Source organism: uncultured Clostridium sp., from assembly GCF_947039605.1.
Classification (GTDB): domain Bacteria; phylum Bacillota; class Clostridia; order Clostridiales; family Clostridiaceae; genus Sarcina.
Map to the genome: position 1 here is coordinate 1 of NZ_CAMQZG010000004.1, position 23,487 is coordinate 23,487.

The 23,487-nt window shown below is 27.3% G+C and carries 23 protein-coding genes; all 23 read right to left on the minus strand.

Features of this window, described 5'->3' with window-relative positions; translation table 11 throughout:
* Window positions 1–360 precede the first annotated feature (360 nt).
* The 23 genes from Q0V24_RS02525 to Q0V24_RS02635 all read right to left on the minus strand — a co-directional run bounded on the left by Q0V24_RS02525 (window position 361) and on the right by Q0V24_RS02635 (window position 23,156).
* Entirely contained in the window at window positions 361–960 is a 600-nt protein-coding gene (locus Q0V24_RS02525) for a sigma factor (RefSeq protein ID WP_297518455.1), read from the minus strand.
* 353 nt (window positions 961–1,313) lie between these two features.
* Window positions 1,314–1,907, minus strand: coding sequence for a hypothetical protein (locus Q0V24_RS02530; RefSeq protein WP_297518457.1), 594 nt, complete (start codon window positions 1,905–1,907; stop codon window positions 1,314–1,316).
* Window positions 1,908–2,108: 201 nt separating this feature from the next.
* The gene (locus Q0V24_RS02535) at window positions 2,109–2,753 is read right to left on the minus strand and encodes a hypothetical protein (RefSeq protein ID WP_297518459.1); all 645 of its coding nucleotides are present in this window, start codon (window positions 2,751–2,753) and stop codon (window positions 2,109–2,111) included.
* Window positions 2,754–3,043: 290 nt separating this feature from the next.
* A complete protein-coding gene (locus tag Q0V24_RS02540; RefSeq protein ID WP_297518461.1) occupies window positions 3,044–3,733 on the minus strand; it encodes a Bro-N domain-containing protein in 690 nt (229 codons plus the stop codon).
* Window positions 3,734–3,893: 160 nt separating this feature from the next.
* Window positions 3,894–4,031, minus strand: a complete 138-nt coding sequence (locus Q0V24_RS02545; RefSeq protein ID WP_297518463.1) for a hypothetical protein — start codon at window positions 4,029–4,031, stop codon at window positions 3,894–3,896.
* A gap of 457 nt (window positions 4,032–4,488) precedes the next feature.
* Window positions 4,489–5,166 (minus strand): Bro-N domain-containing protein, encoded by a 678-nt coding sequence (locus Q0V24_RS02550; protein ID WP_297518465.1) that lies wholly within the window; start codon window positions 5,164–5,166, stop codon window positions 4,489–4,491.
* Window positions 5,167–5,292: 126 nt separating this feature from the next.
* The gene (locus Q0V24_RS02555) at window positions 5,293–5,433 is read right to left on the minus strand and encodes a hypothetical protein (protein ID WP_297518467.1); all 141 of its coding nucleotides are present in this window, start codon (window positions 5,431–5,433) and stop codon (window positions 5,293–5,295) included.
* 408 nt (window positions 5,434–5,841) lie between these two features.
* Window positions 5,842–7,059: an MBL fold metallo-hydrolase gene (locus tag Q0V24_RS02560; RefSeq protein ID WP_297518469.1), complete on the minus strand. Its 1,218-nt coding sequence runs from the start codon at window positions 7,057–7,059 to the stop codon at window positions 5,842–5,844.
* Window positions 7,060–7,070: 11 nt separating this feature from the next.
* On the minus strand, window positions 7,071–8,159 hold the full coding sequence (locus Q0V24_RS02565; RefSeq protein ID WP_297518471.1) for an aminoglycoside phosphotransferase family protein: 1,089 nt from the start codon (window positions 8,157–8,159) through the stop codon (window positions 7,071–7,073).
* 85 nt (window positions 8,160–8,244) lie between these two features.
* On the minus strand, window positions 8,245–9,456 hold the full coding sequence (locus Q0V24_RS02570) for a hypothetical protein (protein WP_297518473.1): 1,212 nt from the start codon (window positions 9,454–9,456) through the stop codon (window positions 8,245–8,247).
* A complete protein-coding gene (locus tag Q0V24_RS02575) occupies window positions 9,453–10,706 on the minus strand; it encodes a hypothetical protein (RefSeq protein ID WP_297518474.1) in 1,254 nt (417 codons plus the stop codon). Before Q0V24_RS02575 ends, Q0V24_RS02570 begins: the two co-directional genes overlap by 4 nt.
* A 4-nt stretch (window positions 10,707–10,710) precedes the next feature.
* Complete coding sequence (locus Q0V24_RS02580) at window positions 10,711–11,331, minus strand: CatB-related O-acetyltransferase (protein WP_297518476.1); 621 nt, start codon at window positions 11,329–11,331, stop codon at window positions 10,711–10,713.
* Between the two features lie 17 nt (window positions 11,332–11,348).
* Window positions 11,349–12,476, minus strand: coding sequence for a glycosyltransferase family 4 protein (locus tag Q0V24_RS02585; RefSeq protein WP_297518478.1), 1,128 nt, complete (start codon window positions 12,474–12,476; stop codon window positions 11,349–11,351).
* Window positions 12,477–12,610: 134 nt separating this feature from the next.
* Window positions 12,611–13,927 carry a nucleotide sugar dehydrogenase gene (locus Q0V24_RS02590; protein ID WP_297518480.1) on the minus strand — a complete coding sequence of 439 codons (1,317 nt, stop codon included), beginning with the start codon at window positions 13,925–13,927 and terminating at the stop codon, window positions 12,611–12,613.
* Window positions 13,928–13,946: 19 nt separating this feature from the next.
* Window positions 13,947–14,960 (minus strand): glycosyltransferase family 2 protein, encoded by a 1,014-nt coding sequence (locus Q0V24_RS02595; protein ID WP_297518482.1) that lies wholly within the window; start codon window positions 14,958–14,960, stop codon window positions 13,947–13,949.
* A gap of 12 nt (window positions 14,961–14,972) precedes the next feature.
* Entirely contained in the window at window positions 14,973–15,587 is a 615-nt protein-coding gene (locus tag Q0V24_RS02600) for a sugar transferase (protein WP_297518484.1), read from the minus strand.
* Window positions 15,587–16,786, minus strand: a complete 1,200-nt coding sequence (locus tag Q0V24_RS02605; protein WP_297518486.1) for a DegT/DnrJ/EryC1/StrS aminotransferase family protein — start codon at window positions 16,784–16,786, stop codon at window positions 15,587–15,589. The genes Q0V24_RS02600 and Q0V24_RS02605 overlap by 1 nt, the downstream gene beginning before the upstream one ends.
* Window positions 16,787–16,982: 196 nt before the next feature.
* Complete coding sequence (locus Q0V24_RS02610; RefSeq protein ID WP_297518600.1) at window positions 16,983–18,821, minus strand: nucleoside-diphosphate sugar epimerase/dehydratase; 1,839 nt, start codon at window positions 18,819–18,821, stop codon at window positions 16,983–16,985.
* A 127-nt stretch (window positions 18,822–18,948) separates the two neighbouring features.
* Window positions 18,949–19,725, minus strand: coding sequence for a CpsB/CapC family capsule biosynthesis tyrosine phosphatase (locus Q0V24_RS02615; RefSeq protein WP_297518488.1), 777 nt, complete (start codon window positions 19,723–19,725; stop codon window positions 18,949–18,951).
* Between the two features lie 24 nt (window positions 19,726–19,749).
* Window positions 19,750–20,412: a CpsD/CapB family tyrosine-protein kinase gene (locus Q0V24_RS02620; protein ID WP_297518490.1), complete on the minus strand. Its 663-nt coding sequence runs from the start codon at window positions 20,410–20,412 to the stop codon at window positions 19,750–19,752.
* Between the two features lie 18 nt (window positions 20,413–20,430).
* Window positions 20,431–21,117, minus strand: coding sequence for a Wzz/FepE/Etk N-terminal domain-containing protein (locus tag Q0V24_RS02625; protein ID WP_297518492.1), 687 nt, complete (start codon window positions 21,115–21,117; stop codon window positions 20,431–20,433).
* 459 nt (window positions 21,118–21,576) lie between these two features.
* Window positions 21,577–22,347, minus strand: a complete 771-nt coding sequence (locus tag Q0V24_RS02630; protein WP_297518494.1) for a CpsB/CapC family capsule biosynthesis tyrosine phosphatase — start codon at window positions 22,345–22,347, stop codon at window positions 21,577–21,579.
* 26 nt (window positions 22,348–22,373) lie between these two features.
* Window positions 22,374–23,156 carry a Wzz/FepE/Etk N-terminal domain-containing protein gene (locus Q0V24_RS02635; protein ID WP_297518496.1) on the minus strand — a complete coding sequence of 261 codons (783 nt, stop codon included), beginning with the start codon at window positions 23,154–23,156 and terminating at the stop codon, window positions 22,374–22,376.
* Between the last annotated feature and the right edge of the window lie 331 nt (window positions 23,157–23,487).

The following is a 23,487-nucleotide window of genomic DNA, read 5'->3' on the forward strand; positions in this document are numbered from 1 at the left end:
ATTCATTAAGTTTATAGTTATTATTTTTCAATATAATCACCTCTGACTATATTGTTCTACATATAATGATATTTATACATAATTTTAGTAACTATTATCCTCCTCCTCATCACTCTATAAAATTCGCCTACTCCCCAAAAAAGAAATAAAGGGAATAAAGCGAGTAATCTTCCTAATTTATCCTAGCATATAACTTCTATAAACTGTAAAAACAATTTCTTAAATTTACGCAAAATTAACGTAAATTCACATAAAAACATGCCATTTATATAAAATTCTCATCTTAGAATAACCAAAAAAATAAAAGCACATATACCCTCAAAAGAAGATATACATGCTGAATAATCTAAAACATAAAAACTAAACTTTTTTCCTATCAATAATTGCACTTCTAATCCTTGCAATTAACCTAGATGCCTTATAATAAACATCCCCAGTGCACCTCCCACTATCTTTAAGCTCCTTATAACTAACAAGCCCAATAACAGCATCAAAAAGTGCCTGTTCCTCACTATCCAAACCAACAATATAATTCCTAACATAACTTAGATATTCCCTGCTGCAAACTTCCTCACAAACCTTACTATCATGAGATAAAACATTCAAAGCAAAATCCAAATCACAAACCTTATTCTTAGACTCAATAAGAACAGATACCCTCCTTATAAGCATACCCAAATGATTTTTAATAACCTTATCACTATAAGTATCAAAAGAAGCACCCCGACTATCATCATAACAATCAGTAGCCTTAAAAAGAGCAATCCTACACTCATTAATTATATCCTCTCTCCCATGACCAAAAATATAATAAGAACCCGCAACATACTCAATTCTACTTGTATACCTCCTAACAATCTCAACAAAAGCCTCAGAACTCTTAGAATTCTTCCCCCTCACCAAAACAATTAACTCCTCTATAGTTTTATCCTCAAATTTAACATATAACTTTTCACCCACGCAAAAAATCCCCCTCTATTTTTATTTACATATAGTAATTAAAATAGACAGAGTTACCGACTGAAACAAACTTCAGCAAATATAAAATTACTCCATCACCCTTTAACTTCCACTAATCCGATCAAAGATCAATGCAAAACATGCATACATAAATCATCACTAGCTACAAACTAACCAACAACAACTTATGATAATATTTTACCAACTATTCCATATTATTACAAGTAGTGAACTCCAAAAAACATATTAACAAAAAGTAAAATAAAATCCTTTACATATTCACACAATAAATCAAAACAAAAAAAGCTAGAAGATCACCTCTTCTAACCTTTAAAATAAAAGTTAACCTATCATCAGATTTTATCAAAATATATAGGAAGTTCAATACCACACTCAGAAAATAAAACCTTAACTACAGCAAGCCTCCCAATAGAATCTATCTTTGCATCCGCTAACAATTTATTTAATAACCCCGCCCCCTCAATTGCAGTTTTAAGTCTATTAAACTTATCATACTTACCATCTACAACTAAAAAATCATTCTTACACCCCTGGTCTAAAATATAATCCTCCCCCACACTTAAAAGTGGAATAATCTCTAACTTTAGCCAATTTTCCAAAATCAAAGCAAGAGGCTTTCTAGTATACTCTAAAAACTTATAAACGCCAGACTCATAAAAAATAATAATCTTATTTAAAGACTTAACCTCATCTAAAAGATCTTCATCAAACAAGCACTTAAACTCATCTAGCTTATAATCCACTATATAATCATAATCCCTACCAATCTTCATATCCTTAGACCTTACAAAATCACCAGCAGTACGCACACTATCCTTATAATCAAGAACCTTTGTAAGCTCTGTCCCAATCCAGCAGATTCTTCCCTTCAAAACAAAACCATGAACCAACTTACCAAAAAAAATCTTTTTAACTACCTTATCCATATAACTCACTTTCCTTTACATATAAAATATTTAATCACTACCTACATATGCAAAAAAGAAAGTATTTTTAAAATAAATAATATATTTTCACTAAAAAATGTTCTGTGTTTTAAACACAGAACATACTTCAATCCATTTATTTTAGCCTATATAACCTACCTAAAATATACATAACCTTTTAAATTAATTCTAACTATAAATTTATCTTTGATAAGCATACGCTTGAGCTTTACCATTTTTTTCAGATATTTTTAATAATATATTATTTTGGATTATAAATGAGTTATATTCATTAAGTGAATATTGTAATTTATCTTGACTTAAAGGTTTTGAACTAACTAAAAGTATAGTTAATGGGTTAGGTAAATCATTTGATCCATAACCACCAATATAATGACCATCAGGATCTTTAAATATATAGTAATATGGATTGTTTATAATATAATTTCCATTTTTAAAAGTATTTTTTTCAATCATTAATTGTTTAGCTAAATTTACTTTTGCACCAACTAAATGATTTATTGTAAAACATGGATATATATTTAAAGTATAAGTTCCTATAAATTTAGTAATATTAGCAGTAGTATTATTGTTAGCAGTATTACTAGCAGTATTATTGCTAGTAGAAGTATTAGCAGCAGTATTATTGTTAGAAGTATTATTGTTAGCAGTATTATTGTTAGAAGTATTATTGTTAGCAGTATTATTGTTAGCAGTATTATTGTTAGCAGTATTATTGTTAGCAGAAGTACTAGCAGTATTATTTGATGGTGAAATAAATGTATATCCGAAATATCCTACACCAATAAGTGCTATGATAATTATTCCTATAAGACCTTTTTTCATTTGTTTAATCTCCTTTTGTATATAAAATATATAGAAAAAAGTTACAATTTAGGAAAGTGTGATTATAATATCATAAACTAACAGTATTGGCACCAATAGGTTCTTACTCAAGTATAGTTATTCTATTTACCCAAAGATGAGAAAGAACCAAACTACCATACCTCTTATATTTATCCACACATAATATTTTCAAAAATAAGTAGTTCAAATTCCACACAAGTAAATCTATATCAGATCTTTTATAATTATACTAGCCTTTAAAGTTCTCTAAAATTAATAATACTATAAATTTAAATAAGTTTATTAGAATTTATAAAACCCAAATCAATATCAATACTAGCTGACTTATATAAAGATACCAAAAATAAAAACTTATCCTCATCAGCTATACTAAGACCATCAAGATACTTATCAAATATAATAACATTATCAGCAATCTTCTCAACTAAGTTTTTATCTGCGATATTATTCTTCCTACTAACCTCATTAACCCTTTCTTTTTTAATCACCTTATCCCAATCACAACTTACATTAACCTTATTAACCTCTACATCTATATTTACTTTTTCACTTTTAAAATAACTATCATCCATAACATAAGCTCCATTTTCTCTTATCTGTGGTATTACCTCTAATCTTATCCAAGTTCTAAATGTTATTCCTATAGGCTTCTCTGTATACTGTAAAAAACCATATAAACCTTGCTCATAAAATATAATAAGCTTTGGTGCAAATTTTAAAGATTTACTTATATCCTCACTAACTATACTTTTAAACTTTCTAAGTTCAGTTCCCTTCAAAACATCATACTCTCTTCCTTCCATAAATAACTCTCTATTAATACAAGATGTTATCATATTAGAAGTTTCTTTATATCCAATCATCTTTGCTATCTCAACAGCAATCCAACAAGGTCTATTATTCCAAATAAAACTATAAACCCTTGTATCATTAAATGTTTTAATAAATAAATTTTGCAAACTTAACCACTCCTTGATTTTAAAATTAGGAGTTGCTATAATAAAACTTAATCAAAGTTTATTATACAACTCTGGTTATATATAAAGATATTTTACTTTTCTCTGAACAGGTGAGTAAAATATCTTTTTTTATTTTTAAATACATATCAAAACTTCTAAATCATATTAAACCCTTCTTTTTTAATTCTTTCTCTATAAGTGCTGATACATAATCCTGAAAAGTAGTTTCTTCATTAATCATAAGATGTTTTAACTCCTTATGAATATTCTCTGTAAGCCTTATTGTTATTGCCTTCAACTTAAACTCCTCCTGAATTTATATTTATTAATCAACTCAGTAATCCATTAATAAGTCAACTTCATTGTTAGTATAAACAATAAATCACAAATTATTCTATTTTTATAGGTTAACCCATAAAAAAGGTTCCGTGATTAAATCACGGAACCTTAAAATAACCTTACTTCAAATAAGTAACATAGCCATCTTAACTTATTCTACAAAAAGACAAGCAGTGCAATTTCCACATAAATAAAGCCATATCAGATTTCTCCAATACGGCTTAAATACTAATTTCATCCAATTTAAATCCCCAGTCTTTTTCCAGCACCCCGGGGATGCTTGTGAGGAAAGGAACTTTCCAAACTTGCTACAATATCTTACTAGATAAAACTTATCCATAAAATAATAAAAGATTAAGAGATTCATTCTCCTAACCTTTATAAAATCCTATTAGGTCTATTCAAAAACTTTTTATTTAATCCTTCTTATTGAAATATATAGGTAAGTTTATACCAGACTCTAAAAACAAAGCTTTAACTACAGCAAGTTTACATATAGAATCTGTATCCACATCATCTAACAATCCTTTTATCATTTTAGCACTTTCCGTTGCGAGTCTAAGTCGTTGAAACTTATCTATATCAAATTCATTACTTTCTAAATTATTATTTAACCTATCTATTGTTATACGCTTTCCCTCTACCAAACTTAATGTATTATCCACTACCTTACTATCATTAGATAAGGTTCTGACATTTTCCCTTAACCCAAGCTCGCTCATTATTTTAGGTTTAACTTCTGCTCTAACCCACTTTCTAAGTTTTGCTCCTATTGGTTTATGTGAGAACTGTAAAAATCCAAACAATCCATCCTCATAAAAAATTATAAGCTTTGATACATATTTAAGAGATTCAATATCAACACCATTTTCTTTAAGTAAACTTTTAAATTCCTTTAACTTAGTTCCTGTTAAAATTTCATAATCAATCCCAACATCAAACTCCTCAACCTTCAAACAATATGCTATTGCCTTTGAAGGATCATCATAATCTAATATCTCAGCTATTTTACTTGCAAACCAGCAAGGGTTACCATCCCATATAGTAGTTAACACCTCTTGCCCACAAAACGTATCAATAAATACTTTTTTCAAAACTATCACTCCTTGTATTTAATAAATGGAGTTGATATAATAATCTTAACTTAGAGTGATTATATCAACTCTGGTTATATGAAGGTATTTCCAACTCAGTAAGCAGTGGTGGAAATACCTTTTTTGCTATTTAGTTTTTTTACTATTTTTGAAATCCTCAGAAAGAAGTTTGATAATATGGTCCTGCATTGTCTTTTCTTCCTCAACCATCTTCATTTTTAACTTCTTATGAAATTCATCAGACATTCTAAGCGTAATTGCTTTCATAAAATAAACCTCCAATGCGATAGCTACATATCTCTCTATCAATCTATCTAGCCACCAACTCCCTCTTAGTATAAGCAATAAAACAAATATTATACTTAATTCCCTAAACCTTATAAAATAACCCTAAAAACTACACTAAGGTAAAGGGAATGAATCCCTTTACCTATCGTAAAGCTAGTATCTACCTTATTGGATAACCTCTTATCTCTTTAAAGGTTATCCTTTTAAATTATATATTTCTTTTTTCTTCTGATTAATTTTTATAGACAAGCAGTGCAAATTCCATATAAGTAAAGCCATATCAGATTTCTCCAATACGGCTTAAACACTAACTTTATCCAATTTAAATTCCCAATCTTTTCCCAGTACCCCGAGGATGCTTGTGAGGAAAGGCACTTTCCGAACTTGCTAAGTCTTTTGAGAAAAACAAATATTTCTTAACTGACTATTAATCTTCGTTTTCAATAAAACGTTTTTCATCATACTATCTAAACAACAAACCCCATTACATATTGATATATTATTTTTTATGCAATAACATACTGAGTTCAAACTATACTTTTCTGATATTTTAGTATCAATACCTATTAATTCATCCATAACCTCTTTATGTGGATGCCCATATCTATTATTTTTTCCTACCGATATATATGCATGTGTTATTTTAAATTTACTCATCATAATTGAGTCTGTTCCTGTTTTACTTCCATGATGTGAGATTTTTATTAAATTACTTTTTCCTATTTTTCCTTTTCCAAACACATTATATATAATATTTTTTGAAGCATCTCCCATCAAATAAATATTGCTTTCTTTATAAAAAATTTTCATTAAAATAGAGCTGTCATTCACATCTTTAAATTGTGATTTAGTAATTCCACAATTTAATATATCTATATTAAAACCTGCCTCTTTAATAGAAAAGTTTTTATTTAATTCAATATAATCCGTATTTTTTTCATTTATTTTTTTAATTAATAATTCACTTGCTTTAGTATAATGTTCATAAATATTATTCATAAAAATATTTTCAACATCAAATTCATCTAATATATATTCTACTCCTCTAATATGATCTATATGTTTATGTGTAATAAATATCCCATTTAATCTATTACCTAAATTATATTTTAATAATATCCTTTTTATTTCCTTTAGTATACTTTCTTTTCTTCCCTTCAAATAATTAGTATCCACTAAATATACCTTTTTACCTGGAGTTACTATCAATGTTGAATCCCCTTGACCAACATTTAAAAAATATAATTGCAAACTTCCCTTATTCTGAGAATCATCAACACTATCCTTTTCCTTAATTAATAACTCCTTTTCATATTCTTTAATACATCTTACTTTTTCCACTTTAAGATTATATGGATTATTTTTATTTTTAAACTTTAATAAAGCATAAAAGATATCTTTTTTAATAATCCCTTTAAAAATATCTTCATATTTTAATTCATTTATACAAAAAAAATCACCTTCTGCTAACTCTTCCCCCCATTTTTTTTCATATTTAATGTATGCTTCTTTATATCTTTTTTCCAAATCAATTATAACTCTTACACATATATATTTTTTATATTCAATAACTTCATCAACTACAAATTTAATACTATCCCCCATTTTATCTCCTCCTATGAAATATCTTTAAAATTCCTTTCCATCTCTTCTACTAATTTCAATTGATTTCTTGTTCTTTCAAGATTATGATTTGCTCTTTCCGTTGATACTTTAAAGTATGTATCTCCATTTATATAATCTGTTAAAAATCTCATTGCTAGTTCTATTGTTATTAGTTTTGCTGAGAATGGTATATTTTCTATTTCACATTCGTTTAACGTATCTTTACTTTCTTTTAGTAAACCTTCTACAAAATTATTATATAAATTTATATCTATTGTTACTTTTGATAAGTCTACTTCATCTTCTTCTGCTGTGCTACATCCTGATCTTATCGCATCTCCAATATCATATAATGATAACCCTGGCATTACTGTATCCAGATCTATAATACATACTGCTTTCCCTGTACTATCATCTATCATTACATTATTAAACTTTGTATCATTATGTGTAACTCTTACTGGAATCTTTCCATCACTAGCTAAGTTTACAAGCTTACTTAATTCATCTGCTCTTTTTTCTATAAAATCTATCTCTTCTTTTACAAGTGCTACTCTACCAGCTTTATCTTCTTTTATAGCATTTTGAAAATCTATATATCTTTTAGGTGTATTATGAAAGTCTTTTATAACTTCATATAAAGAATCTGCATTAAAGTCTGATAATTGCTTATGGAATTTACCAATCGCCTTACCTGTTTCATACATATGCTTTTCATTCTCTACCTTCATATATGTTTTAGCATCTGATATAAAATTAAATGCTCTATAATAACTTCCTTGTTCTGTCTTATAAAAATAATTCCGCTCTTTAGTTTGAACTAAATTAAGACACTCCCTAGATAAATCTCCACCTTCACGCTTCACCTTATCCGCTATATGTAAAGTAACTTTTCTCATATTATCCATAAGAGCTTCTGGATTTGTAAATATAGAATGGTTTATTCTTTGAACTATATATTTAATATCCTTACCATCACAATTATATGTAACTATAGTAGTATCATTAATATTCCCAACACCATGACACTCCCTACAAGAACATTCTCCCTTAAAATCAAACTGATTTAATATCTTACTTAAAGATTCTTTCTTCACCATAAAAACTCTTCCCCTTAAACTATGCTTTTTTAATTTTTCAGATAAAAATAGCTATGTTAGACTCTAGCCTAACATAGCTAAAACACTATTTCCTCACTTTTTTCAAATCATCTAATTTAATAATATAATAATAGCCTACACCTATAGTAGTAATTAATCGAATTAAATTAGCTAGTACAGCTGCTATGCAAAAACCTTTTAATCCCATTATTTTCATCAAAGGAAAACTAAAACATATATAAGATATCATATAGCTAATTTGAATCCATTTTTGTGTGAACATTGGACAAAATTTCAGTATAACAGGTTGAATCAATCCCCCCATTATCATAAATATACTTGCTAAATTCGCAATATAAAAATATTTACTTGCTTCCACAAATAAATCACTGTATAAAAGTCTTATTATCAAAGGACTAAAAATAATAGTTAATAAATAAGCTATAACTCCAACTACTAATACAGATATTAGAGTCATTTTAAATATTTTCCTTCCATTATTTTCTTTGTTTTTTGTTATATATGATAATATTATTGATGAAACTGGTTGAAATACAATACCAATAATTTTTCCAACTAATGATGCAACAAAATATATTGTTACATTTTCACTTCCTATAATAGGTGAAATTATTATCCTATCTAAATACATCATGATATTAGTAATAGAATTACTCAAAATTAACTGCTTCCACTTAATATGTATCTCTTCAAATTTATTATCTTTTTCTAAACTTTCTTTTTTTATATCAGATGTCCAATAAATATATACAATTGAAAAAATTTCTCCTAAAATAAATATTATATACCAATTCTCAGTAAGCCCAAATATATATAACCCTATTAAATTACCAAATAAAAGCACTATATTATTCAATAAAATTTTGTTATAACTCAGTGTTATTCTATAATAAACAACACTATATATTCTTATCATAGTTAACACTGTTATTACTATAATACATAGGATATTATATATAAAAATTTTTTCACCTAACACAATGAAACTTAAAAAAAAGCTTAAAAAAATCACCAGAATTATAGATTTTTTTAATAAAACTCCAAAATTTAAAAAGCCACTCTCTCGTTCTATCAATCTAATATTATTTAAACTACTTCCTATCATATTAGATACCATATTAATAATTCCTAATAAAATTAAAATATCTCCAAAAACTTCATTACCAACCCTTCTTCCAATTAAAGGATATATTATTAATTGAATGATTCCTGTCAATAATAAACTTGCGGCTAAATTCAGAGAAAAATCTTTCAAAAAAACTTTTTTTGATATCATGTTTTTTCCTCCCTATTTGTATTTTTTAAGAATATTCCAATAAAGAAAACTAAGCATAATAATCCATGCGTTAATAATAATGTTGTTAAAAATGATGAATTAAAATAATAAATAAATGTAAATGCTACACCAAAATAACGCGGATTAACATCCATATAATTTAAATACAAGAAAAACATACCTACTACAATACATGCTATAACAACACCAAAAATTCCAAATGAAAAGAAACCTTCTGTAATAACACCAACATTTGCATTCATATCTGCTTTTCCCATTATATCCTCACCAATAAATCTCGAAATATCTTTATTATATTTCATCTCACCAAAAAAAGTTCCTAAATCAGTATGCATTCCATAAGTGTAATTATTTTCAAAAAAATCATAATATATATTTTCTAAATGTGTTGGTAAAAATAAAACCCTTCTTAAAACTGCATTAGCTATATAACTACTGCCTATTAGAATTTTTCCAATTAAACTCAATACTCCAGCTAATAATATAGCCATTAAAAAATTCGTACATTTTTTCATATATGTACCCTTGTAAAATAAAAATATTGTAAAAATTCCAATAAGTGTACTTTTATTAGCTCCAAATAAATATGAAATTATAATACAAACAGTAATTATATAAATTTTCTTTTTATCCTTATCTCTAATATAAACTATTAACAATATTGGTAATATAACTCGTGAAAGAGGTGCATAAATATAATCTAATATGCTAATACTAACTTCTCTAAATATTAGCCTTGTTTCATAAACATCAATAAGAAATAAATTATTAAGATTTATATATTTTCCATAAAATATTATAAAAACAATCATAGTTCCCAAACTAAATATAAAAAGAATTTTCTTTTTTGAAATATTATTTTCTAAATTCTTTTTGTTTAAATGATTTTTAATATTTATATTAGAAAATATAATTAAAGTTATTATCAAGATTACTTGAGATAATACAACTTTTATATTCCCGTCACTGAATTGAAAATATATTACACTTCCAAATAAATACATTGTAACTATTATATTTATTACTAAAAACCAAAACTTATCTCTAACTAACATAATAATAAGTAAAATACATAAAATTATTATTATTCCAATTAAAAACTTTTCATCATTTTTAATATACTTAAACCCATTATATTCAAAATCCTCTAAAATAATATATTTATATACTCCACATAAAGAAATATAACTTAATAATTGCAAAATAAAAACTTTTACTCTAGCTTTCATAATATCACCTATACTCCTTTATCCCTTCATATTTTAAATTTATTATTTCATCTTTTTCTTTCTCCCACCATTTTTTTTCTAACAAAACTTCTACTATATCTTGAGAAAATCTATACCTTAATATTTTAGCTGGATTTCCTACAACAATCGCATAATCTGGAACATCTTTTGTAACTATACTTCCTGCTCCTATTACAGCTCCATTTCCTATTGTTATACCATTCATTATAATAGCTCCATTTCCAATCCATACATCGTTCTTTATAATAGCTTTTTTATCTGATTCAACATATGAATAAATATCTTTTTTTATATATCCTCTATAGCTTGAATAAAAAAAAGGACTAGTACTTAAATATTCTAAAGGATGATTCCCAGCTCCAATAGTTACATTTCTTGCTATAGAACAATATCTCCCTATGCTTTCACAATAATTTATAAATGTATATTCACTAATATATGTTCCTGCACCTATTTTATTTATATAATTACTTATTTCTATATTCTTAGAAATTAATATATCACTTTCTATATCACACTTAAAGGGTACATATGATCTTATTTTCGTATTATTCTTTTTTATCAACATTTTAATATTGATTAATTTTACTAATATTTTTTTCATTAAAAATTTTATCATATCTACTCTAGCTCCATTTTTATTAAATTTTTTAAATAATGATTATTTATTTTATCCCATGAAAACACACTTGATTTTACTAAACACCTTTCCGATATTTCATTATAATTCTCTATAATTCGTTCTATACATTCAACAGCTATATCGACATCTCCATACGGAATTGCATACCCAACTTCTCCCTCTTTAAAATACCCATCAATACCTTCTCCTTGTGTGTAAATAATAGGAAGTCCCTGTGACATAGCTTCAATATATACTAATCCAAAAGTTTCATGCTTTGAATTCATAAAAAATATTGAATTTTCTTTTTTATATATGGATAAAATATCTTCTTTATTTAAACGCCCATAAAACTTAATGTCTGTATTGTTTTTATATTCTTTTGTATACTTATTTAATAATAATCCATCACCTATTACATGAACTTTAACACTATACCCTCTTTTTTTGAGCAACTCATACGAATTTATTAATCCTTTAATATTTTTATTTTTATTGATTACTGATGTTTGTATTAAATTTATTGATTCATTATAATCAAAATTTTTAAGATAACTTTTTTTATTAAGCCAAAAGCTATCAATTCCATTGGGGATGACAAAACTTTTTTCTTGAATCTTTTTTTTTTCTTTTTCACCAATGTATCTTGTAAATACTTTATTCTTATATGATGGATTAATAAATATTATTTTTTCTGCTTGCATTAGTACATTTATAGCTCTTCGCCTTAAAAAAAAACCATACTTAAAAAATACATTTACATCAACATTTCTTACTGATACTATATATTTCACTCCTTGATCATCACTTAATTTCCTTGCTAAAAATCCTGATGTAAATAATGTATGTGCATGTATTAAGTTGATTTTATTTTCTATAAATAATTCTTTTTTTGCTATAGCATTTATAATTTTTTTTTGCTTTTTAAAAAAGAATAATTTATCTATTTTATTGAAGCATGGTATCTTATAAACATATCTATTTAGGCTTTTCTCATCTTTCTCCATTTCCTCATTAGCTACTGGAACAATTACTATATTTTCAACCTTATGCTTTTCCATTTCATCCATAAACCTTTTATATAGCTTTGTATAATAATAATCTTGACATATATGTAAGATTTTCATTTATCTACTCCTTAAATTTTCTTTTTTCTAAATATTTTATAGTCTTTTGTAATTATTAAAGACTCCTATTAAATTTAATAATTTATTAATCTAAAAGGAGTCTTTATCTATGATATAACTAAATTTTTATGATTTTATAATCTCCAACACATAATATTAGCATTTTTACAAATTTCTCTATCCATAATCCCTTTAATATCTATAATTAAACCACTTTCATTATTCTTAAACATTGATTTTATATAATTAAAATCAAATTTTTTATACTCACTATGAGGAACTGCTATTATTAATGCATCCAACATATTTAATCTACTCTGCTCACTTAACTCAATACCATATTCTTCTACAACTTCTTCATTCACTGCTAAATAATCTGAAATAATAGGTGCAATTCCATACTCTTTTAATTCATTTACTATATCAATTATTTTTGTATTTCTAATATCAGGACAGTTTTCTTTAAAAGTAAATCCTAATATTCCAACTTTCGCTCCACTAATTTTTTTATTTAATTTAATCATATTTTTTATTGTATTTTCAACAACATATTTCCCCATATCATCATTAATTCTTCTTCCTGATAAAATTATCTGTGAATGATATCCTAATTGTTCTCCCTTATATGTTAAATAATAAGGATCTACACCTATACAATGTCCACCAACCAACCCTGGTTCAAACTTCATAAAATTCCACTTGCTCCCAGCAGCATCTAGTACTGCTTTCGTATCTATACCAATTCTATTAAATACCATTGAAAGTTCATTCATGAATGCAATATTAACATCTCTTTGAGAGTTTTCTATAACCTTTGCAGCCTCTGCAACTTTTATAGATTCTGCTCTATAAACACCAGCTTCTATTATTAATTCATATACTTTAGCTACTATATCTAATATTTCCTCATTTTGTCCTGATACTATTTTTATTATTGTTTCTAATCTATGTACCTTATCACCTGGATTTATTCTTTCTGGTGAATATCCTACAAAGAAATCATCTCCACACTTAAGTCCAGATTCTTTTTCTAATATAGGAATACAAATCTCTTCTGTAACACCAGGAAAAACTGTTGATTCATATACTACTATTGACCCTTTTGTTAAATTTCTTCCTACTAATTCACTTGCACCTTCAACCGGTCTTAAGTTTGGTGTTTTATCATCATTTATCGGTGTAGGTACTGCTACAATATGAAATTTACAATTTTGAAGTTCTTTTTCATCCCAAGTAAATTTAACCGTAGTATTTTTTATGATTTCATCTCCTACTTCTTTTGTTGGATCAATTCCATTTAAATATTTTTCTACCTTTTCTTTATTTAAATCAAATCCAACAACTTCCATCTCTCTTGCGAATGAAACTGCTAATGGCATCCCTACATACCCTAACCCTATAATAGCTATTTTTTCTTCCTTATTTTTAATTTTCTCATATAAATTTTTCATTAAATTAATCCCCCTAATTCTATCTACTTATTTTATTTAAATTACCTTTTTTATTTAAAAACATAAAATCTTTTATTCCTAGAATATATCCCATACCATACGAAAAATGTAAAATGAAAAATACTTTGAGCAATAAAATATTTGATTTTATATTTTTTTTCATATCAACTTTTTTCATAAAATATATCGCACACATAAGATATAAAAATACTTCGCTCATCAAAAGATATCTAGCACCTGTACTAAATAGCCCTAATAGCATAAGACTACAAATACTACTCGTAAAAACTAGCGGTACTAATTGTCTCAAACTAGTAATATTTTTATGTTTTTTAGCTACTTTAACTTTCCAATAACCATATTGGAAATATTGATTGAATAATTTACCAATACTATTTCGCCCATAATAATATGATTTTATCTGCGGACTCAATAAAATTTTCTTTCCCGATTTAATTAATCTATAATTAAATTCATCATCTTGATTTCTAACAAATTCCTCATCAAACATTCCTATTTTTTCAAAAATTTCTTTCCTATATGCTCCAAACGCTAATGTATCAACTAATATTTCTTCATTACTATATCTAAACTTTGCATCACCAACTCCGAAAGGAGACATCATCGCATATGAAATAACTTTACCAATTTCACTATCACTAATTGTTTCTATTTTGCCACCTACACATGCTATATCACTATTTTCTTTTAAAATATCTATAGCATTTTCAATAAAATGTTCTTCCATAAATGCATGTCCATCAATTCTTATCAAAACTTCACCTTTTGCATTACTAATTCCAATATTCATAGCGTATGGTGCTGTTTTATTAATATTATCTACAATTTTTATATTTAATTTACTTTTATTTGAATATGCACCTATTACACTCCGTGTTTTATCTGTAGACATTCCATCTACTATTATAACTTCTACTTTTTCTAAGCTATATGTCTGACTTTCTATACTTTCTAAACATTTTTTTATATAATCTGCCTCATTATATGTTGGTATTACAATACTTACTTTCATAATTCACCTCCTTTACGTAAAACAAATTTTAATAGTTTTTAAAATTAAGAAAATATCATATCCTACCGAACATTTACTAATATACTCTTGATTTAAAACTATCTTTGCTGGCATAACTTCTTCTATATAAGTCTTTTCAGGATTTTTGCTTTTCCCTAAAACTTCATTTTCATCTCTATATTCTATAGATGCTAAATCTGTTATACCTGGTCTTACTTTTAATATTTCTCTATCACTTTCACTATACATAGCAACATACTTTGGAACTTCTGGTCTTGGACCTACAAAACTCATTTCTCCTACTAATACATTTATAAGTTGTGGTATTTCATCAATCTTACACTTTCTTATAAACGCTCCTACCTTAGTGATTCTGCTATCTTTTCCAACAGTTATTTGCATACCTTTTTTTTCTGCATCTGTAACCATTGTTCTGAATTTAAATATTTTAAATTCTTTCCCCTCAAGCCCAACTCTTATTTGTTTGAAAAATACTGGACCTTTAGAATCTATTTTTATTGCTAAAGAAATAACTAAAAATATTGGACTTAAAACTAATAATCCAAAGATAGCCATAACAATATCAAAAATTCTTTTTACTATTAATGTACTTTTTTTAACTTGCATTAAACTTCCTCACATACTTTAATTTCTTTTAATAAATACTCAATCTGTTCTTTAGAAATCAAAGTGTTTAAAGGTAAACTAATTTCATTTTTATACATATCAAATGCATTAGGATAATCTTTTATATCAAATTCTAAATTTTTATAAGCTGTTAACATTGGTAATGGCTTATAATGTACATTTGTTGATATACCTTTTTCTGCAAGTTTTATTATTAATTGATTTCTAAACTCTTCATCTTTTCCAACTAATCTTAAAAGATATAAATGTCCACTTGAACTCGCTTCGTCTGTATAATGTGACATTATGTGGTACTTATCTTTATCTGCAAAAGCTTCATTATACACTTCTACTATTTCTTTTCTTTTTTGAAGCATATCCATATATCTATCTAATTGCCCAATTCCTATAGCTGCCATAATATCCGTCATATTACATTTATAAGCTGGTGCTATTATGTCATACTCCCATGCTCCTGGTTTCATTTTTGCAAGTGCATCTTTTGTTTGCCCATGCAATGATAACGTAAGAATCTTTTTATAAATTTCTTCGCTATCAATACCATCAATTTCTTTCCAAGTAACTGCTCCACCTTCTGCTGTTGTAAGGTTTTTTACTGCATGGAATGAGAATGATGTAAAATCTGCAACATTTCCACTTTTCTTACCTTTATAAGTCGCTCCAAATGAATGCGCTCCATCTCCAATAATAGCTACTCTTCCAATCTTTTCTTGTAATTCATTGTTTGCTTTAAATTTTGATTTTTGTCTTTCAACAATTTCAAAAATCTTATCATAATCACACATTATTCCCGCAAGATCAACTGGTATAATTGCTTTTGTTTTTTCTGTTATAGCTTCTTCTAATTTTTTATAATCCATTTCATATGAATCTTTAGCAGTATCTACCATAACTATTTTTGCTCCAACATGATGTATAACACTTGCCGAAGCTGTATATGTATAGGCAGTTGTGATAACTTCATCACCCTCACCAATTTCTAACATTCTAAGTGTCATTTCCATTCCAGCAGTTGCTGAATTTAAGCAAATAGCTTTTTGTGTTCCACAATACTCTGCTATTTTACCTTCAAACTTTTTTGTCATTGGTCCTGTTGTAATCCATCCAGATTTTAAAACTTCTATAACATTATTTATTTCTAAATCTGTTATATCTGGTGGTGAAAATGGTATGTTCATAATGATTCTCCCCCTATGTCTATACAGGAACTTTAATCTCTTAACTTCCTATATTAGTTTACTTTTTAAACATTATAATAGTATTTCCAATAAATTAACTTACTGTGTAATAACTGGAAATACTATTTGTATATACTAAACTTTTTGTAACGTTTATTATTTTTATATAAAATTGCTTTTTAAATAACTTTTTTTGTTATTTTGTACACGCAACTTCTTCTAATTCACTCGCATTCCTTATATAAGTTGGTACAAAATCATGAAGTCTTTGTCTTAATGCTTCATCACCTTTTTCTTCCCCTATTTTTATAAGTTCATAGAAGTTATCTCTTAGTGTATCTACATCATATTCTGATGGCTGTGCTATAAAGATTTTCTCATGTCCTGTTTCTGTAAGTCCTTCTTCATCCATTAGAAGCTCTTCGTAAAGTTTTTCTCCTGGTCTTAGTCCTACTTCTTCTATTTTGATGTCTTTGTGTGGTTCAAATCCTGATAATTTAATTAAGTTTTCTGCAAGATCATATATTTTTACAGGTTCACCCATATCAAGTACAAAGATTTCTCCACCTTTTGCAAATTCACCTGCTTGTAGTACAAGTTGAACTGCTTCTGGTATTAGCATAAAGTATCTTGTGATATCTTTATGTGTTAGAGTTATTGGTCCACCTTTTGCTATTTGCTTTTTAAATAGTGGTATTACAGAACCATTACTCCCAAGTACATTTCCAAATCTAACTGCTACAAACTCAGACTTTTGATTATTATCTTTAGCTTTTTTGTGCATACCTTGTATTATCATTTCACAATATCTTTTAGTCGCTCCCATTACATTTGTTGGGTTAACTGCTTTATCTGTAGAGATAAGTACAAATCTTTCAACGCCATATTTATAAGCTAAGTCTGCTGTATTAAAAGTACCTTTTACATTATTCTTGATAGCTTCAAGTGGAGAAACTTCCATTAAAGGTACATGTTTGTGAGCTGCTGCATGAAATACTACTTGTGGTTTATAATCCCTGAATATCTGCTCTACTCTCCATCTTTCTCTAACAGATGCAATAAGTGCTTCTTGTTTAAGGTCTGGATACTTCATTCTAAGCTCGTTTTGAATTTCATAAGCATTGTTTTCGTATATATCAACTATTAGTAAAAGCTCCGGTTTATATCTTGCTATTTGTCTGCATAGCTCTGAGCCTATAGACCCACCACCACCAGTAACCATAACAACCTTGCCCTCTACATACTCTTTGATACCTGTTTTATCAAGTTTTATTTCATCTCTACCAAGCAAATCATGTAAGTCTACACTTCTCATAGACTTAATACCCTTTATAGAATCATTGCTGCCTTCTATAACTTCATTAATACCTGGAATGATTTTTACTTTTTTCTTTGTCTTACTACATATCTTTATAATGTCTTTTTTGTTTTTTGAATCAAGACTTGCAATAGCAATTAAAATCACATCTATATCTTCTTTTTTAACTACTTCTTCAATCCTGTTTCTACCACCATATACTTTAAGACCCCTTAGAAATGTATTAGCCTTATTGATATCATCATCTATAACTGCTACTGGTTTCATATTATTAGTTGAATCTTTGTTCATTTCATCAATGACTAAAGTTCCACAAAGACCACCACCAACTACAAGAACTCTCTCACTTGTTTTATCAAGATAGATAGTTCCATATAATACAAGTCTTCTATATATTCTGTATGAAAGTCTTACACCTATAACTGCAAAACCTATAAGAATACTAGAAAGAACTGTAAGTGTGATTGGAATTTCTTTTGCTACTACTAATGAATATATAATATTTAAAATAAATCCTATTGAAACTGATATTCCAACTCTGACAAACTCTTCAAACCCTGCTATTCTCCAAAGACTTCTATACATTCTAAGGCATGCCATTGGAATTATATATAATGCTGCTATCACTATAAAGTGACTTGTAAATATTGCACTGTCATCTATTCCTATATGCCCTGCTTCTCCATACTTGATGTAAAAACTAAACATATAAGCCATAAATATTGCCACGATATCTACAAATAATAAGATAACCGTTCTTAATCTTTTTCCACTACCCAAGTTTTACCCCTTCTCTCTTATCCATAAATCTCATCCTTTTGGATTCTTTTCTCACTTAAAAGGATTATTTTCTAAAGAATGAGAATAACCCTTTTTTCTTCTTTTTAAGCTCTATTTTTTCTCCTGTGAAACTTACTTTTTCATCATTTAATAGCTTTTGTGCATTTTCCACTGATGTCTTAATAAAACTTGGATTTATTTTATCTATTGTCTGAACAAACTGTTTCATATTTGTGTTTCTTCTACCATCACTATGAGCATCAGAACCTATAAAACTATATATACCCCTTTTAAGATATAATTCTGCAAGTTCTTTGCTAGCATTACCAAGCACTCCACCAATACTTCCTGCATTAAGCTGGAATAGGCACCCATCATCTATATACTCATTAATTTTGCTTGGCTTTTTCTGAAATTCTAGATATCTCTCTGGGTGTGCAATTACAGCTGTAATCCCTTTAAGCTTTAGCTCATAGACAACGTCTAGTGTGCAATCTTCAATTTCTGCCATATCAAGTTCTATAAGCATATATCTTGAATCATTTAAAGTTCCAATTTCACCATCTTTTAAATCTTCTAGAAGTGATGGAGTAAAGTAAATTTCTTGCCCTACATAAATCTCTATTTCTATGTCATTATATCTAGCAATTTTTTTTACATACTCTGCATGTTGCTTTACGTGTTTCAAAGATTCCATGAATCTACCTCTAAAATAGTGAGGTGTTAGTATAATTTTTGTTGTCCCTGACTCTACTGCTTTTTCTAGCATTTTAAGAGTCATTCCTTCATCCTTTGAACCATCATCAATCCTTGGAATTATGTGTGTGTGTATATCTATCATGTGCTAACTCCTTTGGCGTGAATCTTACTTATCATTACCATAGTAATAATAATATTGGTTTTTACTATCTTTAGTATCCACAGCGTTTAGTACTGTACCAATTATTTGAGCTTTTACTTTATCTAGCTGACTTTTTGCTTGAAGTATTTGCTCTTTTTTAGCTGTTCCAGCTTTGACAACAAATATAACTCCGTCTGCTCTTGTTGAAAGAATTTGTGCATCTGTAACTGCAAGAATAGGCGGTGCATCAAGTATTATGTAATCATAATGTTCTTTTAACTCTTTTAAAAGTCTTTTCATATTCTCTGACCCAAGCATTTCTGATGGGTTTGGTGGTATTTTACCAGATGTAAGAATATCAAGTGTAGTATTATAAGGCTTGATAGTTTCAAGCAGTTTTATTCTGCCAAGTATAACCTCTGTTAAACCTTCTGTATTACTTACGCTAAATTTTTTATGTATACTTGGTTTTCTTAAATCACAATCTATTAAAAGAACTTTTTTACCATCCATAGCAAGTGATAATGCTGTGTTACCAGCAGTTGTTGACTTACCCTCTCCTGGTTGTGTACTTGTTACAACCATTACCTGTAAACTTCTATCATAAGAAGAATACTGGATATTAGTTCTTAGTGTTTTGTAAGTTTCTGCTGCTATTGATTTTGGATCTGTTTCTACTATAAACATAAATTAATTTCCCCCTTACTAATCCATTTTTGGAATGTTTCCAAGAACAGGTATATCTAATAATTTTTCTAGCTCATCTTTACTTCTAACTGTGTTATCCATATATTCAAGTAAGAATGCAATTCCTATTGCAACCATCATTCCAAGCATAAATCCTATAATAGTGTTAAGCACTTTGTTAGGGCTTATTGGAGATTCTGGCATTTCTGCTTTTTCTATAATCTGAATATTTCCGTTAGGAATAAGATCTTCTGAATTATCTATAAACATTTCTGTGATTGAATTAAGTACTGGTAAAATCTCTGATTTTGTAGTAGTTGTATATTTTACTTCCATTATTTGAGTATCTGCACTTGGTGCTACTGCAAGTCCTGAAAGAACTCTGTTTACATTGTTTTGTGTTGTAGCTTGTCCTATCTTTCCAAGAGCACTCTTTGTTGCATCTTTAGTTTTGATAACTTCTGCATATGTTTTCATAAGCTTTTGATACATTGCTATATCATTGTTATCATAATTAGAAGCATTCCCCTTAGTCTCTTCTTTTCCTATAAACACTTTAACTTTTGCCTCATACTTTGGCTTAATAACAAAAAAACTAAGCGCTGCTGCTGCAAGTGTGAAAGCTACTGTAATACTTAGAATCATTATCCATCTCTTTTTGAGTGCATACATAATGTCTTCTATCCTTATAACTTCTTCGTTCATGTTCCCTCCAATTATTCCTACAAATTATTTTTTTAATACAATTTGTTATATCTGTAAAATTGATTTTATATTCTTGTTAGAAAATATAAAACTTAAATCACAAATAAAACCAAATTAATTATAACATTGTAAAAATAATTACAAAACAATAACGATATGATATTTTTCGACAAAGTATATTGTTAATATCCTATTTTTTCATGAATTTTATTGAAATTATACTTTTTATGTTAACAAAGAACATCACTAAGGGTTTTCTTGTCCATATTTTAGTTTAAATTTGATTTTTTTAACTTTTATCTTATAGTTTTTTTAATTTATATTTAATTTTTTCTGAATATCATAAAGTATTTTTCCATTTTTTTCTTTTTTAATTTTTTATTAACTCACTTCACACTTAAAAGATACACAAATCTTACTTTAACCTTAATTAAAATAAAATCTACATATCCTCTACTGCTAACTTATGAATAGTGAAAATGAAAAATTACTTTTCTGTTCTATTTTTTTGCCTTTAAATTTAACTTCTTCATTATTTAATAGCTTTTTACCATTTTTATTTGAATCATTTATAAATTTTAGATTTACTCTTTCTATTTTGCTTTTGTATCTACTTATATCAGTAGTTCTACTTCTTGTGTTGTGAGCATCTGAACCTATAAAACTATATATTTTATTTCTTAGGAAAACTTCTGCTGTTTTTCTAGCATTATCCCCAAAAACATTTTCTATACTACATGCATCAAGTTGAAATAATGCACCAGCCTGTGCAAATTCATTTATATAACTTGGGTTATCTATAAAGTCTTTGTGTCTTTCTGGGTGTGCTATTATTGGAACTATTCCTCTAAGTTTTAATTCACATAAATCTGAAATTACTTTTTTATCAATACTTTCTTCTAAAAATTCTATAAGCATATATCTAGTGTTATTTAGTGTTCCTATTTTACCTTCTAGAAAATTCTTTATAAGACTATTTGTATAAAGAATTTCTTGCCCATAATATATTTCTATCTTTATATTTTGTCTTTGTGCTATTTCTTTAATTTTTTCTGTTAAGGCTTTTACTTCTAAAATTGTTTTATCAGATTTTCCATTTAAGTAATGTGGAGTTAGTATTATTTTTTCTGTTCCTGATTCTTCTGCTTTTTTTAGCATAGCTATTGCTACATCTAGACTTTTGGCACCATCATCTATATATGGAATTATATGCGAGTGTATATCTACCACTATTTACCGCCTCTATTTTTTTATTTTTATTTTGATTTGTTATTTCCACTTTGCTTTGCTATTTTTTTCATTTCTGCTTTTTCATTTTTTGCAATTAATTTTAGTTCTTTTTTAGTTAGAATTTTTTCTTCTATTATAGGTATTATTCCAATGACTGGTATTCCTATTATTTTTTCTAGTAGATCGCTAGTATGGACTGTATTATTTAGGTACTCTAGTAGAAATGTAAGACCAATTGAAACCATAAGCCCTAGCATGAAGCCTATTATGATATTTAATTTTTTGTTTGGACCTATTGGAGCTGCTGGGTCTATTGCTGTTTCTATAATTTGAATGTTTCCATTTTTGATTAGTCCTTTTGATGTTTCTATAAATTCTGTGATAATTGAGTTTATAACTGGTAGTATCTCTGCTTTGTTTTGTGTTGTATAAGATACCTCCATTATTTGTGTATCAGCACTTGGCGATACTGTAAGTCCTGCTAGAACTCTGTTTACATTGCTTGATTCTGCATTTTGGTTTATGCTTTTTAGTGCTTCTTTTACAGAGTCTTTTGATTTTACAAGTTCTGCATATGTTTTCATTAGGTTTTGGTACATTGCTATATCATTGTTGTCATATTCTGTGCTTGTACTTGAGCCTTCTTTTCCTATAAAAACTTTTACTTTAGTTTGATATTCTGGTTTTATAAGATAATGACTTATAAGTCCTGCCGTGACTGCAAATGTTAGTGTTACTAGTAATATCATTAGCCACCTTTTTTTTAGTGCTGCAAAAATATCTTCTAGTTTTATAACCTCTTCTTCCATGTTTTTTTGTGCCCCCTCTATGTTTTTTATTTAAAGATATTTTTTATCCTTAAATTATTTTTTCTAGTAATAAATTTTAACGTTAATAACTTTTTTCCTCTTTTTTACAATTGTAAGTATATATTTATTTTATTATTTTTAAAATAAAAATCGTTTTACTTTTTATTACACGTAAAATTTATTTTTTCTTATGTTTTATACAGGTTGTATAGTTTTTTCTTTGAATTAGCTATAAAGTTCTTTAACTACTGTTCGATAATGCTATTTTTATTTAAGCAATATTTTTTGTTTAATTTCTTTTTATATCAACTTAAAACTTTTTAAATAAAAT